The sequence below is a fragment of the Paenibacillus sp. JQZ6Y-1 genome, assembly GCF_040719145.1.
In the GTDB taxonomy this organism is placed as follows: Bacteria; Bacillota; Bacilli; order Paenibacillales; family Paenibacillaceae; genus Saccharibacillus; species Saccharibacillus kandeliae.
This window is the reverse complement of the sequence record NZ_JBFDUZ010000001.1, coordinates 792,194-807,890: the sequence shown is the minus strand read 5'-3', so window position 1 is coordinate 807,890 and position 15,697 is coordinate 792,194. Positions and strand designations below refer to the sequence as shown.

General features: G+C 46.6%; 11 protein-coding genes. 4 read left to right on the top strand and 7 right to left on the bottom strand.

Annotated elements, in window-relative coordinates; genetic code table 11:
- Nucleotides 1–65 precede the first annotated feature (65 nt).
- Complete coding sequence (locus ABXR35_RS03575; RefSeq protein ID WP_367055532.1) at nucleotides 66–1,100, top strand: HD-GYP domain-containing protein; 1,035 nt, start codon at nucleotides 66–68, stop codon at nucleotides 1,098–1,100.
- Between the two features lie 197 nt (nucleotides 1,101–1,297).
- Here the strand turns inward: ABXR35_RS03575 and ABXR35_RS03570 are convergent, their stop codons facing one another.
- The gene (locus tag ABXR35_RS03570) at nucleotides 1,298–2,893 is read right to left on the bottom strand and encodes an FAD-dependent oxidoreductase (protein WP_367055529.1); all 1,596 of its coding nucleotides are present in this window, start codon (nucleotides 2,891–2,893) and stop codon (nucleotides 1,298–1,300) included.
- Nucleotides 2,894–3,185: 292 nt separating this feature from the next.
- Between ABXR35_RS03570 and ABXR35_RS03565 the strand changes: the two genes are divergently transcribed.
- Complete coding sequence (locus tag ABXR35_RS03565; RefSeq protein WP_367055526.1) at nucleotides 3,186–3,851, top strand: 3'-5' exonuclease; 666 nt, start codon at nucleotides 3,186–3,188, stop codon at nucleotides 3,849–3,851.
- A 256-nt stretch (nucleotides 3,852–4,107) separates the two neighbouring features.
- Here the strand turns inward: ABXR35_RS03565 and ABXR35_RS03560 are convergent, their stop codons facing one another.
- The 3 genes from ABXR35_RS03560 to ABXR35_RS03550 form a co-directional block, all read right to left on the bottom strand.
- Nucleotides 4,108–7,683: an S-layer homology domain-containing protein gene (locus ABXR35_RS03560; RefSeq protein WP_367055523.1), complete on the bottom strand. Its 3,576-nt coding sequence runs from the start codon at nucleotides 7,681–7,683 to the stop codon at nucleotides 4,108–4,110.
- Nucleotides 7,684–7,931: 248 nt separating this feature from the next.
- Nucleotides 7,932–8,447, bottom strand: a complete 516-nt coding sequence (paiA, locus tag ABXR35_RS03555; RefSeq protein WP_367055520.1) for a spermidine/spermine N(1)-acetyltransferase — start codon at nucleotides 8,445–8,447, stop codon at nucleotides 7,932–7,934.
- A 17-nt stretch (nucleotides 8,448–8,464) separates the two neighbouring features.
- Nucleotides 8,465–8,917 (bottom strand): MarR family winged helix-turn-helix transcriptional regulator, encoded by a 453-nt coding sequence (locus tag ABXR35_RS03550; RefSeq protein WP_367055517.1) that lies wholly within the window; start codon nucleotides 8,915–8,917, stop codon nucleotides 8,465–8,467.
- Nucleotides 8,918–9,032: 115 nt separating this feature from the next.
- Here ABXR35_RS03550 and ABXR35_RS03545 point away from each other — a divergent pair, with 115 nt between their 5' ends.
- Nucleotides 9,033–9,653: a YczE/YyaS/YitT family protein gene (locus tag ABXR35_RS03545; protein ID WP_367055514.1), complete on the top strand. Its 621-nt coding sequence runs from the start codon at nucleotides 9,033–9,035 to the stop codon at nucleotides 9,651–9,653.
- A 158-nt stretch (nucleotides 9,654–9,811) separates the two neighbouring features.
- Here the strand turns inward: ABXR35_RS03545 and ABXR35_RS03540 are convergent, their stop codons facing one another.
- Together ABXR35_RS03540 and ABXR35_RS03535 are read right to left on the bottom strand one after the other, a co-directional pair.
- Entirely contained in the window at nucleotides 9,812–11,110 is a 1,299-nt protein-coding gene (locus ABXR35_RS03540; protein ID WP_367055511.1) for an MFS transporter, read from the bottom strand.
- A 279-nt stretch (nucleotides 11,111–11,389) separates the two neighbouring features.
- On the bottom strand, nucleotides 11,390–12,790 hold the full coding sequence (locus ABXR35_RS03535; RefSeq protein WP_367055508.1) for an aminotransferase-like domain-containing protein: 1,401 nt from the start codon (nucleotides 12,788–12,790) through the stop codon (nucleotides 11,390–11,392).
- Nucleotides 12,791–12,987: 197 nt separating this feature from the next.
- Here ABXR35_RS03535 and ABXR35_RS03530 point away from each other — a divergent pair, with 197 nt between their 5' ends.
- Nucleotides 12,988–13,959 carry an arsenic resistance protein gene (locus ABXR35_RS03530; protein WP_367055505.1) on the top strand — a complete coding sequence of 324 codons (972 nt, stop codon included), beginning with the start codon at nucleotides 12,988–12,990 and terminating at the stop codon, nucleotides 13,957–13,959.
- A 339-nt stretch (nucleotides 13,960–14,298) separates the two neighbouring features.
- On the opposite strand, the gene sufB is transcribed toward ABXR35_RS03530, so the two are convergent.
- A complete protein-coding gene (gene sufB / locus ABXR35_RS03525) occupies nucleotides 14,299–15,696 on the bottom strand; it encodes a Fe-S cluster assembly protein SufB (RefSeq protein WP_367055502.1) in 1,398 nt (465 codons plus the stop codon).
- Nucleotide 15,697 lies beyond the last annotated feature (1 nt).

Sequence of the window (15,697 nt, the reverse complement as noted above, 5' to 3'; positions counted from 1 at the left end):
TCATTGTTATCAAAAATCTTTCTTGATATGATAAATTTAACATTCATTTATGGAGGTGCCCCGCATTGAGAGTGCATGTGACAGATTTAAAGCCGGGAGATATGCTATTAAGTGATACATTCAACTCATTCGGCATTCACATTATGCAAAAGGGCCATACTCTTCTTTCCAATGATATCAGCAAGCTATTACAGCACGGTGTTGATTACGTGGAGATTGAGAACACGGTTGATCCATTGCCAACCGAACCTGCACACACGCTCGAAACAGCGAAGGTGCATTTTGATACAGCCTTATCAGGCTTTGAGAATCTGTTTCTGAGTGCGGCATCGCGTGGCGAGTTTGACGGCAGTCAGGTGGACGAGATGCTAGAGCCGTTGATGAACGAACTGCATACACAGAAGGATGTTGTCTCTGTACTGTTTGTGCTGAATGATACGAACAATTACACGTATACCCATTCGTTGCAGGTAGGCATGCTCTCCTACTATCTCGCAACATGGATGGGCTATACGGAACGCGAAGCGTATGTGGTTGGACGCGCCGGTTATCTGCATGATGTCGGCAAATCGAAGGTTCCGCCTGAGATTCTAAACAAGCCCGGCAGATTGACCTCTCAAGAATTCGAGATCATGAAGCAGCATACCACCTTCGGGCATGATCTGATCATGGAGTCTACAGGAGATGAGATCAGTGCGATCGTCGCACTCCAGCATCATGAACGAACCGATGGCAAAGGATACCCGCATGGTCTCAAGCTGGAGGATATTCATCCGTATTCTCGAATCGTTTCGGTAGCAGATATTTACAGTGCGATGACCACGAATCGTGTCTATCAGTCCAAGCAAGAGCTGCTCAAGGTGTTAAAAGAATTGCATCGCATGAGCTTTGGTCAGCTGTACCCGGATGCGGCTCAAACCTTCATCCGCAACATGCTGCCGAATATGATTGGCAAAAAGGTACGTCTCAATTCAGGCGAAACGGGCAAAATCGTGATGACCAATCCGTCGGACTATTTCCGTCCACTGATCGAAACGGATAAAGGCTTCAAAGACTTGTCCATGCAATCGAATCTGGAAATTGAAGACATTTTCCTCTAAGTCACTGTATTAAACAGCTATCCCTTTGATCAAAAAACAGGCACTTGGTCTACAAGCAACTGGAATGCACCCTTCTTGATTAGGATAGGGTGCATGCTAGCGGCTGTATGACCGAGTGCCTGTTTGATTTGGATGCGACTAAGTTTGGATGCAACTATGATCGTTGCAACATGTGCTGTGTGTCCGACCATGCTTTTCTATTCCAGTGAGATATGGTAATCCTTACGCAAGTACTCGTGAATCTGTTCAAAATCGGACTGTGTCAGCTCACGCAGACGCTTTTCTTTGCCTTCATGTCCGAGAATAATCCCCATCGTCTCAGCTGCCAGCGCAGTTGTCGGTGTGATGCGCGCACTGCCATATGCTTGAATCTCTGCACCGATATTTTTACCAGCGACCAGCACATTATCGTAATCCTTTAATTCAAAGGAACGCATCGGAATACCATAAAAGTCCGGTTTGCCGTATCCTTTGCCTGTTGGCACCTCACGTGTGCCCTGAATGTCCATCGGATAGCCGCCTACACTGACGTTGTCCCAGAACATCTTGCTGTTTTGTACATCGTTGTACGTTAGCACATAATCCGTTTGATACCGATTGTAGTCGCGGATATACAGATAATCGGGAAACCCATTCAGCTCGGCATGTTTGTAGCCGGGAATATTTTCACGCAAAAATGTCAGTACATCAGGTGCGGCAGCCTTGCCTTTCGCAATCGCGTTGCGGACCGATTCTGGATTGGAAGGGTCCACATCATAGATCAGCAGTGCATTAATGATCACATCGCCATGCTTCTGGTATGTTGAATTGATGCCGCGTAGCTTGAGTTGTGAATCCGCCAGCTTGAGCTTATCTGTTATCTTGTTAAATCCGGTACCAAAATCGTAATCCACATACGTATTGGTTCCGTATTTGGCTTCTAGATTACTGAGTGGATAATCCAGCAGCGTCGCGCTGTGGAGAGCGAGCCAGTCGACGTTTTTAAATTTGAGCATATACGTTGCCGCCATATACTCTGGCTTGTCGGTATCACTGAAAATGGATTCTACGCCCGGAATGCGTGTCACATCCAGCTTAGAGCTGAGGGCGGCATAGTCGGTATTTTCCACAAAATAACGTGCGGCTACCGTATGCTCTGTCCCATCCTTTTGCGTATAAGTGATGCTGGAAATGGAGTGCATAGCGTTTACTTCATCCTGCTGAATATGTCCGAGTGTGATGCCACTTTTGAGCGTTATACCTTGGATCAGACCGTTATAATACGTTACAAAATCAGATTCTTTACGGATCTCGCCGCTGTTATAGGCGTTGTAGAGCTTTTTCATCTCGCCTTGAACGAGGCTGACTTTTTTGTTGTTGTTCGGCTCATCGAGCACAAGCATCTGTCCTTGCAGCAGCTGCCCGCCCGGCTCATCACGAGGGTCAAGAATGAGTACATTGAGCCCTTCGTCATGCGCCGCCTTCGCCATCAAAATCCCTTCAATCTCGCTGCCGATCAGAACGAGATCGTAGTTCTCATCGACTGTTGGGGCGGATTGCTGAGCAGCTGTCCCTTTATCATTGGCGGGATTGGAAGCGTCGGTTGCTTTGTTTGAATCTTGCCCTTGAGTGATTGTATCGCCGTTTTGTCCATCATCGACGGTCGTGCTCGTTTCGGCATTGGATACTTGCTGGTGCATGTACCATACGCGTCCGCCCACTCCAATGATCACTATAACAAGCAAGGTGAGGAGCCATATGCGGATCGTATTTTGTTTGCGTCTGTGCTGTCGTTTACTCTGTCTACTCTTCAATGTTCTGTTAACCACCTTGTAGGTAAAATTATCGGTTGTCTGCTGCCTATTGTATGTAACTCACTGGTATACGACGTACATATGTACTACAATAAGAGATCTGGGCATATGTATCATTATGTGCCTGTACAGATGAATATACCGTTATTTGTCATCGGCTTCCTTTCAAAGGGTACAGGTGGAATGCCGGTTCGTCAACAACGGTTTTGTAACGTTTTGGTCTGATCATACTCTCAAGTAGGATTGGAATCCAACACAAGCACCCGGATCTAGCCGGGAAAGGATGAATGAAATGAACTTTGTAACGATTGACTTTGAAACTGCCAATTCTAGCCGTAGCAGCGCCTGCTCCATCGGGATCGTTGAGGTAGCGGACGGACAGATTGTGTCGGAATATTCGCGGCTGATCAATCCACAGCAGCATTTTGACCCTATGAATATTAGCATTCACCGGATTACGCCGTCCATGGTAGAGCATGAGCCAACCTTTGGCGAATTATGGTCAGAGCTGCTGCCTTATTTTGAACATAAGCATGTGGTGGCACATAATGCCGCCTTCGATATGAGTGTGCTGCGTCATAGTCTGGATGCGGCAGCAACGGGGTATCCCTCTTTTCAATATTACTGTACGTATCTGCTTAGCAAAAAAGTACTGAACGAGCTTCCTGCCCACCGACTCAACCAGCTAGCTGCCTATTATGGGATTGAGCTTCAGCATCACGATGCGCTGGAAGATGCACGTGCGGCGGCACTGGTGCTGCTCAAGCTGCTGGAACATAAGCAGCATGCGACACCTGCCGAGCTGTCGTCTGCGGTTGGCTATAAGCCGGGGACGATGTATGCAGGCGGGTATACTCCCTTTTCCCTATCAGCGTCCAAAGAGAAAAAGGCGGGCGGTTGGAAGAAAAAATCATATATGCGCAAATCATCGACAGCATCCAACAATCCATTTCTGTGAGTCTTCACTGAAGAGCTGAACGACAGAACAAAGAGGTCTTTTATGAGAAAGACCTCTTTGTTTTTTTACATATGTTAGAGCATACGCTTATCCAGATTTTACGTGTACCATTCGCTAATGCTATATTCCATCCTTCATCCAGCAAAAACAAGCCACACGAGTACATTTGAACTCATTGCTATAACTTCCTGCGTTTCGTCCCATCTATGAACAAGGAAATGGTTATTGGCAGTCCATCATCATTCCATTGCTATACTCAAATCAGACCCGATTGGTGCAGCAAGCGCTCTATCAGTGTTGCCACTTCAGCACGCGTGACAGACTTCTGCGGTGCCAGCTGCTTTTCATTTTGCCCATTGAACAATCCAGCTTCAATCGTTGCCGATGCAGCGCTACGTGCCCATGCAGGTACTGTATTCGCATCTGTAAAGGATTGCAGCACCGACTCTGAACTACTGCTATTGGACTTCTGTAGGTCTGTTAACTGCATAGCGCGCGACAGCATTACCATTGCCTCAGCACGTGTGATCTGCTGCTGTGGACGGAATGTGCCATCTGCGAAGCCCGTAATCAATTGATACTCTACTGCTGTCGATACCGCACCACCATACCATGCAGATGACGATACATCGCTGAACGATGAACTGGTATTCTCAGGCTTCAAGCCCAGACCTTTTGTCAAAATCGAAGCAAATTCAGCACGTGTAATCGAACGAGACGGCTCGAATCGACCATTGCCTGTACCCTCAATGACAAAGCGTGCAGCCATATTTTGAATGGCAGATGCTGCCCAGCTACCGTTACTATCTTGTAACTGTGTCGTATGCTTCACCAGCGCATACGTACTATTGGTCAAGCTAGAGATTGCCGCATACGTTTGATTATTTGTTTGTGTCATACGAGTAGGTACTTGAATCAATTCATTCCCACTCCATACCACACCAGTGATGATGCCGCTGCTATCCGTACTAGATTGTAGTGGGATCAGACGCTCCACATATTGACTGAAGCGATTCACAGCTGTACGAGTACCAGTAGTCACTTTGCTGATCTCAAAGCTGACCGGAGTCTGCAGTACCGTTAGATTGTTTTGTGCAGCTATATTCGTAATTGTAGCGATATCTGCTGCGGATGCCTTCCCGATTGAAATCTCAAATTGTGTATTTGCAAGCTCCGTCGCAGACAGATTCCCTCCTGATCCAGTTAGCGGAAGCTGTGCTGCTGGCAGTGTGTACATACCAAGTGGTGTATCGATCACGAGCTTCGCTTGCTGCGCCTTCAGCTCTTGAACAAGCTCGCCGCTCCATTGACTGATTAGTACATCAGCATCGCCTGTGCTGGTAAACGGTACAGTGACTGTTGCGCCCTGACCTGCAGAAGCAAGCACATTGCGAACGAGTTGCGGGTTCACAACGATCGTTTGTACTTTGCGATCTCCCTGCAAGCTTTCCGTTAGCGCTCCCGCCTTCTGTATCTGTCCATTGATCAGTACATCCACATTCACAGGCTCCGTACCTGAGCCTGGTTGTACTGGAGTTGTAGGCTGGGTTGGAGTCGTACCATTACCGTTATTGTTGCCGGATGAGTTGTCTTTATCCTTGTCTTTTACCGTCACAGCAACGGTATTCGAGCGAGGACTAGCTACATCATTCACATATTGAACTACATAATAGCTACCTTTGGACGAAATGCCGCTAAAGCGATATTGTCCATTGCCGATGCTAGTTGGCTCCAATGCTAATGGTTGGACGTCTCCACTACGGAACAGCTTCAAGGTTGCCCCTGGATACACATTGCCCACATCCAGCAATTCACGTCCACCTATAGCTGTCGGTGTACGCAAAATGGGATTAACGAAAACCGAATTCACACTCTCCGTTCCATACACCGACTGGGTAACATAATAGAATCCAACTCGCGGTGCAATATTGCTAAAACGGTACGTTCCATTATCCAGCATCGTGTACGTTGCCGACGTCACCGTGTTGCTGGCTGCATCGTACAGCTTCAGCTGTGCTTTCGGTGATACATTACTCACGTCAATCGATTCAATACCAGCGACCACAATCGGTGTGCGCAGAATAGAATTGACGAACACGGAATTCAAGCTTTCATTGCCATTTACCGTCTGGGTGACATAGTAATAGTCTTGATCTGGCAATACATTTTCCATTGTATATACCGAACCGGTTACATTGGGAAACGTCTGGATCGCTGTGCCGTTCGCACGATATAGTGTCAGCGTTGCTCCCGAAATATAATTGCTTACTTGAATGGATTCGCCCATACCTGCCACAATAGGCGCAGGTGGAATGTCCTTTTGTACGAGTGCAATGTTGGAAGCTGGGCTTAGCACACCATTGATCGATAGCACGACATAATAAGGTATGCCTGTATCCAGATTGTTAAAACGATACAGTCCATTACCAAGCGATTGCGGAGTGCTAGATACCGGATTCGTTCCGTGATATAACGTAATCGTTGCACCTGCATACGTATTGCTCACTTCTACATAACCTACACCCCCAGCAAGGACAGGCGTAGGCAGCATACTATTAATGAATGGCGTATTCAGACTTTCGCGTCCTCCGAGCGATTGCGTCACATAGTAGTAGCCACTGCGAGGCACTACATTGTCAAAACGATACACGCCGTTCCCTTGATCAACTGCGGTTGCAGATACGGGTTGACCATTGGAAGCATCATACAAATTCAAAGTAGCTCCATTCGTTACATTACTCACATCGATGTAGCCAATGCCTGCGGTAGCTGTAGGGATATGCAAGCTTGGATTCGCAAAGTTAGAATTGACGCTTTCCTTACCATTTACCGTTTGTGTGACATAATAGCCGATCGTATTCGGTAGTACATTATCCATCGTGTAGGTAGTGCTAGATACGGTCGGATACGTCTGTACCAGTGTACCGGTTGTTGTGTACAGCTTAAGGGTTGCACCGGCAACAATTTGACTCACATGTAATGCCTCTTTTGCCGCTACGATAATAGGCGCAACCGGCTGATCCACTGTCACATTGACCATGTTAGAGGTTGCCTGTACACCATTTAACGTCTGGGTCACATAGTAACCCGACCCGGCGGCAACATTTGAGAAACGATACGTTCCGTTTCCTTGATTGGTGGATGAATTGGATGCCAGCGTACCATCGCTGTTGTACAAAGTGAGCGCAACACCAATATCGGTATCTACATTGGTCACATCCACATATCCTGCTCCACCTGTGGAAACCGGCGTATTCAGCCTGGAAGTCAAAAATGGCGTATTGTTACTAGTCTGACCGCCATAGGTTTGTACGATATAGTAAAGGCTACTATCAGGGATGACGTTCTGAAAACGGTAAACACCGCCACCTTGGTTGGACACTGTCGTAGAGACAAGCGCGCCGTTCGAAACACGATGCAGCTCTAATATGGTATTGCCCGATACATTGGTAACGTCGATATAACGAATACCAGCAGCCACTACAGGTGTGCGAAGACTGGTATTAAAGAACGGCGTATTCGTGCTTTCTTCACTACTTACAGTTTGCGTCACATAATACGAATTGGCATACGGCAACAAATCGATCGTTTTCGTCGCCGTCGTGACATTCGCTTCCTGCCATACCGGGCTACCACCATCTGCTTTATATACCTTTAACGTAGCGCCAGATACATAATTGCTGATCGTAATTATTTCTTCTCCTGTCGTTACGGTAGGTGCCGCAGGCGGCGCAGCATACGCTGGATGTACCAAACCGAAACTAAGCAGAATACACAGTATACTTAGACAGCAGCGCTGAAGCATTTTATTTTTCTGCGAATATCCTTTCATTCTATTCCCCCAATTGGACAATGTACCGGATCATGAAGTTTACAGGTATAGACAACGTACAATCCTGAAACCAGTCATGTTAAGTATACTATATATTTTGTATAAATAAGTTTATTATTTATAGGTGTCAGTTGTTAGATGCATTGGGCAAATAGCCGATGCAGAGCATCGGCTTTCATTCATTACGTAGCTAGTATCTGTGTATTGCATACGTGCACAGTTCCCTATCGCTTTGTTGGTTCATTTCTTTACAGTGGCTTGCTCATAATCCAATCAAACTGTTCCTCATCGCCCATATAGAACGAATGCACCGCTGTCTGTACAAAACCCATTTTTTTATAAAAATCAATAGCGTTGCGGTTATGCTCCCATACACCGAGCCATATCGACTGACATTGCTCTGTCGCAGCAAGATAACGTGCGTGCTCCAGCAGATATTTGCCGATGCCCTGCCCTTGAAAGGTATGCCGTACATAGATCCGCTCTATCTCCAAAGCATCTTTCCCCATCGGTTCCGTCTGTGCAGCTCCTCTATTCACTTTTAAATAGCCAGCAAGCAAACCGTCTATATGAGCGAAAAAGAAGCGCGATTCCGGGTTATTCAGCTCTGCGCTTAACTGCTCCAACCGAAATGCCTTTTGCATATAAGCAGCCATATTTTCCGGTGTATTCTGATCAGCAAACGTATCTTCAAACGTCTCGCGACTAATTGTCTGCAAACAATCAATCTGTTCTAATGTGCATCTGGTAAGCTCGATATTCATATCTATTCTCACTCCTATCAATATTCGCGCTTATTGCCTTTTTTGACGTACTCCCAATCCTTCTCTACATTGCTACGCACCTGTTGCAGCAATCGCAGCAGTGTATCACTCTCTTCCTCTGTCAATCCGTTCAATGCCACCTGATCGGAATGATCATGCTCCCGCTTAATCATTGGATACACCTGCTCAGCTTTGGCAGTGGGAAATAGCTTCTTAATCTTCAAGTTATGCTCATCCTCACGCTTCTCCACAAAACCGTTCAGCTCTAGCTTTTGTACAGCACGCGCAGCTGTTGTGCGGTCGACCTTGATCATCTCGGCAAGCTTTTCCTGAATAATGCCTGGATGCTCACACACGCGTACTAGATATAGATACTGCCCCTTTGTCAGATCGTACTCCTTAAATTCGATATTGCTAATCGAATCAAGCGCTCTGGCAATCATACCAACCTCACGCAAAATCTCTCTCATTGTTACAGCCTCCAACATTCATTTTATTGCAAATACAATAAAAATAAGATACATTTAATCTATCGTATTTATATTGCATTTGCAACAAAAAGATACATAGAAAGGTGGATACCACATGAGATATGTTGTCTATACGCTAGGTTTGCTCTTATTAACCTTAGGTATCGCCTGCACGATTCAGGCAAGGCTTGGCACCTCGCCCTTCGACGCTTTGCTGGTCGGTTTATCCCATCGGGTGGGGCTGACAGTGGGCAGCTGGGAGATCATTATCGCTCTGCTGCTGATCGGCTGTAATGCGCTATTACAGCGTCAGCGACCACAGATGATTGGACTGCTCACCGCCTGTATAACGGGGATAGGCATTGATCTATGGCTGTTTGTCCTACGTAGCTGGCTAACCCCGCAGATCTGGTATGGGCAGATGACTGGTTTTGTGATCGGTATGCTGGTGATGGGACTCGGAACCGCGATGTATTTACATACTCATTTTGCCCCGATGCCGATTGATAAGCTGACTCTGATTTTGCGTGAGTTAGGGAAAACGAATATCCTCGTCGCTCGCACCATCGTATATGCTGTGTTTCTGCTGCTCGCTTGGAGTCTGGACGGTCCCATCGGCATTGGGACTATACTGACCGTTTGTCTGGGTGGCGTGATTCTGCATTGGTTTATGAAACGGATTGAGAAGCTTTGGGGAGAACCGTATCGTTCTCAACCGGAACAACATACGTTATGACAAAAATGATAGCCCCATAAAAAGAAATGTATACTATGCCAAAGGAACAGATCCCATAGCAAAAAGCGGCTGTTCTATTGAACAACCGCTCTGTTTAGCTTCTATATACAGCTAGAACTACCAAAACAAAGCTGATCATGGAATGATGATATTCACTCTTATACGGCTTGTCTTTGAGCACGAGACCAAATCACAACCGGAATAAGCAGCAGAGACAGAACACCGCCAGCTATCGACAGTACCGGATAACTGGAACCCGCAACCACCATACCGGACAATGCACCGCTAGCCGCACCTGATAGCGCAATGAGCACATCAACCGCACCCTGTACCTTTGCCCTTGTAGAAGCTTCTGTTGAATCGACGAGTAATGCTGTTCCACTAATCAACCCTAGATTCCAGCCCAGACCGAGTAAGCAAAGCGCCACAATCAATAGGATCATCGAATCAGCAGGAGCAAATGCTGCCACCATCCCTGCGAGCAGCAATGTGATCCCGGAAGCGACCGCCATCACTGCCCGTCCTAGCTTATCAACCAATATGCCTGTAACAAGCGAAGGCAAATACATCGCTCCGATATGAAATCCGATCACCAATCCCACTTCTCCTAGACCATGACCATGATGCCGCATATGTACAGGTGTCATCGTCATAATCGCAACCATTATGACCTGCGTAACAACCATAATCGTTGCACCGGCGATGATGCCTTTTTTATTTTCCGATGGTGCGCTATTGGTCGGTGAAGAATCAACAGCCTGCCCCATTCCCTGTGTTCTTACCATCTCTGCAATCAGTAACGGGTCAGGACGCAGCATAACAAACAATACCACTCCTGCCAACAGATACGCCAACGCAGCCAGCATAAAAGGACCTGCCAGCGCCGGAATTCCAAAGGACAATGCAACATTGCCCATCACATTGACTAGATTCGGTCCAGCCACCGCCCCAAAGGTTGTAAATACCATCGTCATACTAACCGCCGTTGCACGCTGCTTGCTGCTAGCCAGATCGGTTCCTGCATACCTCGCCTGCAAATTCGTCGCCGTACCTGATCCATAAATGAGCAGCGCCGCAAACAATAGCCAAATACTGCTCCAAATCGCTGCCAAAATCACTCCGATCGCTCCGATTCCACCCAGCATAAAACCAATAGTCAGCCCGGTCCGACGACCATATTGCTGTGATAAACGCCCAACCATCAGCGCTGCCCCTGCCGAGCCTAACGTTAACAGCGCGGAGGGCAAACCAGCGTAAGCATCTGTACCGAGCATTTGCTGCGCAAGTAATGCTCCAACTGTAACGCCAGCTGCCAGCCCAGCACCGCCAAATACTTGCGACACACTCACCACACTGAGGGTACGCCGATATAATGCCTGCTGCTGCTCTGGTGACTCACTATAATGTTGGAGCCAATCCAATGACTGCTGGGATGTATTGCTGTTGTTTCTACTCATTATGTGCAACCCGCTTTCATTCAAAGTCCTATTCTCATTACTTTCTTCCAGAATGGGATCATCATAGCATGATATGAAAAAGCCATACAATAATAACATTGTATGGCATACAATATTGATTGCATGTGTGATAAGTCGGCTAATCGTTTTGCGCACATATTTATGACTATAGATCGCTTCTATCTACTATGTAATGAGCCAATAGAAAATATGCTGCTCATGCTTATCCAAAGAATGGGTACGATTGGAAGACACAGCTATTTCTAACTACTGAATGGATCATATCTTACCTGCTACATGATCCAATAATCGCTTCAACACATGTAGCCCCTGCTCCAGCTCCACCAACGATTCAGGTGCACAAACTGACAATCGTACTGCCCTTTCCGGCGAGCTATTGCCCACGACAAAGCGTTCTGCTGCATATACCTGAACCCCCTGCTGCGCAGCTAACGACTCAAATTGTGCTCCACTGTACTCTTGGGGCAACAATAGCCAGCGGAAAATGCTACTATTCTCACCCAGACAAGTGTACCCAGCTAGCAATGTATTCACTGCCTCATTACGCTGTATCGTCTGTTGACGATGACCCGTAATCAAATCTTCAAACTGATGCGATACGATAACCCGTGCTGTCAGCTCAGACAGCAGCGGCGATACCGTGACATTAAGATTGTATAGCGCTTTGGAGATGGCTTCGCGAAAAGACGTTGGCACCGATAGGTATGCCATACGCAAACCGGGTGCTAACGATTTGGACAAACTCGCGATATGAATTACCTGCTCTGGCGCAAATGAAGCTAGTGCCGGTAACGGATCAGATGCCAACAAATGATACGACGCATCCTCCATAATAAAAGGCTGGTATTGCACAGCGATCGAAGCAATCTTTTGCCGAATGTCTAGCGGCATGACAGATGCCGTAGGATTATGACAATCTGGAATCAGATAGACACCTTTAATATTTTCATTTTTACAAGCGTATTCCAGTGCAGATGGACTCATCACACCATGTTCTGCTTTGATCGGCACCAACTGCACACTGAGCATTGCTGCCGCAGTTTTCAATCCCGGATACGTATGCTGATCTACAGCAATACGGTCGCCCGGTTTGCACAGACCCGCTAGTGTAGCGGCGATGGCATTTTGCCCTCCATTAGCGAACAAAATATGCTCCACCGTCGTCTCCAGCCCTCCACGCCGCATCAATTGAACTGCCGCATCCTTTTGCCAGAGATTCTCGCCCGGACGACCGTATCCAAACCAACGTGCATAATCGCCGCCGTCATGCAGCATACTTTTTAATTGTAGCATCAGCGGTTCGTACGAATCGTTATCTGGAAACGTCGCACCCATCTCGATGACATGCTGCGGCTTCTGGTCTTCCAGCAGGTAAGCATTGGACAGTGCATCATACGATACAAACGTGCCGCTGCCGACAACTGCACTAAGAAGCCCTTTCAGCTCGCATACTTTGAATGCTTTGGAGATCGTACTAAGATTCAGATCGAGATAGTCTGCCAGCTCGCGTTGCGGCGGCAATTGAGTTCCGGGCAGCAGATGACCGCTGATAATATCCCGTTCCAGTTGAGATGCTAGCGCCTGATAGATCGGCTTTTGCGTTTTGTCGATGACTGGCTTCCAGCTCATATGGTAATGTTCAAATGAATTAATAGGCATGGTAGTATCCTTCTTTTAAGTAATGAATGGAATAGATTGCGATATTTATGATTACATTTATTATACTTATTTTTGAAAATAATAAACGACTCAGAAGAAAACCATTATTCTGCGGGCAGATTAGAAATACAAAGCAATTCAACATATGTATACTTATCATGAGAAAACACACATAGAATGTACGAAAAGAGGCTTGTATGATCACACGTGAAAAACTGGAACAACAACAAATTGGTATCTATATCATTATATTGATTATAGCCATCGGCTTAGGGCTGCTGTATCCAAATGCAATGGCAGTGCTGGAGCATTCGGCACTATTATCCAGTGTCATTGCAGTGCTAATGTATGGCATGTTTACACAGATTCCGTTTGGCTCCATGCGGGAGTCGTTACGTGATCGGCGTTTCATGATAGCTATTTTGCTTGCCAATTATATCGCTGTTCCAATCGTCGTCTGGTGCTTATCGTGGTTATTGCCGCAACAGTCGCCAATCCTGCTTGGCGTTTATTTGGTGCTGTTGACGCCGTGTGTGGATTATGTGATCATGTTTACACATTTGGGTCGCAGTAATGAGAAGTTGATGCTGCTGGCGACACCGATTTTATTTATTACACAAATGATGCTACTACCTATGTACTTATGGCTGTTTATGGGACAAGCGGCTGCGAATATTGTGAATCCAAAGCCGTTTATTGAATCCTTTCTGATCATTATTGTTCTACCGCTGGTGATCGCTGTTATGGTGCAGTTATTGTCCCGTACCTCTCGTTATGGGCAGATGCTATGGAATGGATCAGGCTGGATTCCGGTGCCGTTGATGGCGCTGACACTGTTTGTTGTGATTGCATCGCAGATGGGCAAGCTGGCAACGTACTGGCATGTACTCATTCAGGTTATTCCGGTGTACATCTTGTTTATGATGATTATGCCTTGGATTGCCAAAATGATTGTTACTTGGTTGCGGTTGGAGCCATCTGCTGGACGTGCCGTGCTGTTCAGTTCAGGAACGCGTAATTCATTGGTCGTCCTGCCACTTGCACTAGCGTTACCAGAGGATTGGAACACGCTGGTTGCCGCGATTATTGTCACGCAGACGGTTGTGGAGTTGATCGGTGAACTTGTCTATATTCGTGTGTTTCCGAGGTGGTTGTTGAAAGATCATTAATTGAGCGTGCCAAGGTATCCTTTGCGATATGGAATGATTGATAAGTATACGTACGTTAGAAATATCAATGAGTATTTTAGCAGTATGTAATACCATCCGATGTTAGACAGTAGCATTAATCTATATTCAATCTGTTATATACATAAAATGCGTGTCCGCCATAACGGACACGCATTTTATTTGCTTCTAGAGATACATCTTCTCCGTCAAGCTAGACATATGAATATGATTCGCTTTCCGTTTATATAGAAAATGTCCCTTGATATATAATGGGGCAAAAGTGGAGCGACAGCCCATTTAGAGACTGTCGCCACCTTGAAGTTCCTTATGCAGCAAGAATTAACCGATAGAACCTTCCATCTCGAACTTGATCAGACGGTTCATCTCTACCGCATATTCCATCGGCAGTTCTTTTGTAAATGGCTCGATGAAGCCCATAACGATCATTTGCGTTGCTTCGTCTTCGCTCAGACCACGGCTCATCAGGTAGAACAGCTGATCTTCGGATACTTTGGATACCGTTGCTTCGTGCTCAAGAGTGATATTATCGTTCTTGATCTCGTTGTACGGAATAGTATCGGAAGTGGACTCGTTGTCCAGAATCAGTGTATCGCACTTGATGTTGGACTTCGCGCCGTCGGAGTTGCGTCCGAACGATGCCAGACCACGATACGTTACTTTACCGCCATGTTTACTGATGGATTTGGATACGATTGTAGATGTAGTATCCGGTGCCAAGTGGATCATTTTCGCACCTGCATCTTGCAGCTGACCTTTACCAGCTACAGCGATGGACAGTACGGAACCTTTGGCGCCGCGTCCTTTCAGAACAACCGCAGGGTATTTCATAGTCAGTTTGGAACCGATGTTACCGTCAACCCATTCCATGTTCGCATTTTCTTCTGCAACCGCACGTTTGGTAACGAGGTTGTAGATGTTTGGCGCCCAGTTTTGGATCGTTGTATAACGTACACGCGCATCTTTTTTACACAGGATTTCAACAACTGCACTGTGCAGGGAGTTGGTGCTGTAGATTGGTGCTGTACAGCCCTCAACATAGTGCACGAAGCTGCCTTCATCCGCGATGATCAGCGTGCGCTCGAATTGACCCATGTTCTCGGAGTTAATGCGGAAATACGCTTGCAGCGGGATTTCGCATTGTACACCTGGTGGCACATAGATAAAGCTACCGCCGGACCATACGGCACTGTTCAGTGCTGCGAATTTGTTATCCGCTGGTGGAATGATGGTAGAGAAGTATTCTTTGAAGATTTCTGGATGCTCGCGCAGCGCAGTATCAGTGTCGGTGAAGATAACACCTTGATCTTCCAGTTCCTTCTGCATGTTGTGGTATACAACCTCAGATTCGTACTGAGCCGATACACCTGCAAGGAACTTTTGCTCTGCTTCTGGAATACCCAGCTTGTCAAATGTTTCCTTGATCTCAGTCGGTACTTCTTCCCATGTTTTCCCTTGTCCTTCGGACGGTTTTACATAGTACTGGATGTCGTTGAAATCCAGCTCGCTCAGGTCGCCGCCCCATTCAGGCATTGGCATTTTCTCGAACTGCTCCAGCGATTTCAGGCGGAAATCGAGCATCCATTGTGGCTCGTCTTTCATCTTGGAGATTGCCATAACGATTTCTTTGCTCAGACCTTTACCGGACTGGAAAATCGCCTTGTGCTCGTCGCGGAAACCATATTTGTACTCTTCCATTTCTGGTGCTTTTTTAGCCATG

Coding starts and splice junctions, on each gene's coding strand:
- ABXR35_RS03565 (WP_367055526.1), top strand. CDS start 3,186: ATGAACTTTGTAACGATTGACTTTGAAACTGCCAATTCTAGCCGTAGC.
- ABXR35_RS03560 (WP_367055523.1), bottom strand. CDS start 7,683: ATGAAAGGATATTCGCAGAAAAATAAAATGCTTCAGCGCTGCTGTCTA.
- paiA (WP_367055520.1), bottom strand. CDS start 8,447: ATGAATATCGAGCTTACCAGATGCACATTAGAACAGATTGATTGTTTG.
- ABXR35_RS03550 (WP_367055517.1), bottom strand. CDS start 8,917: ATGAGAGAGATTTTGCGTGAGGTTGGTATGATTGCCAGAGCGCTTGAT.
- ABXR35_RS03545 (WP_367055514.1), top strand. CDS start 9,033: ATGAGATATGTTGTCTATACGCTAGGTTTGCTCTTATTAACCTTAGGT.
- ABXR35_RS03540 (WP_367055511.1), bottom strand. CDS start 11,110: ATGAGTAGAAACAACAGCAATACATCCCAGCAGTCATTGGATTGGCTC.
- ABXR35_RS03535 (WP_367055508.1), bottom strand. CDS start 12,790: ATGCCTATTAATTCATTTGAACATTACCATATGAGCTGGAAGCCAGTC.
- ABXR35_RS03530 (WP_367055505.1), top strand. CDS start 12,988: ATGATCACACGTGAAAAACTGGAACAACAACAAATTGGTATCTATATC.
- sufB (WP_367055502.1), bottom strand. CDS start 15,696: ATGGCTAAAAAAGCACCAGAAATGGAAGAGTACAAATATGGTTTCCGC.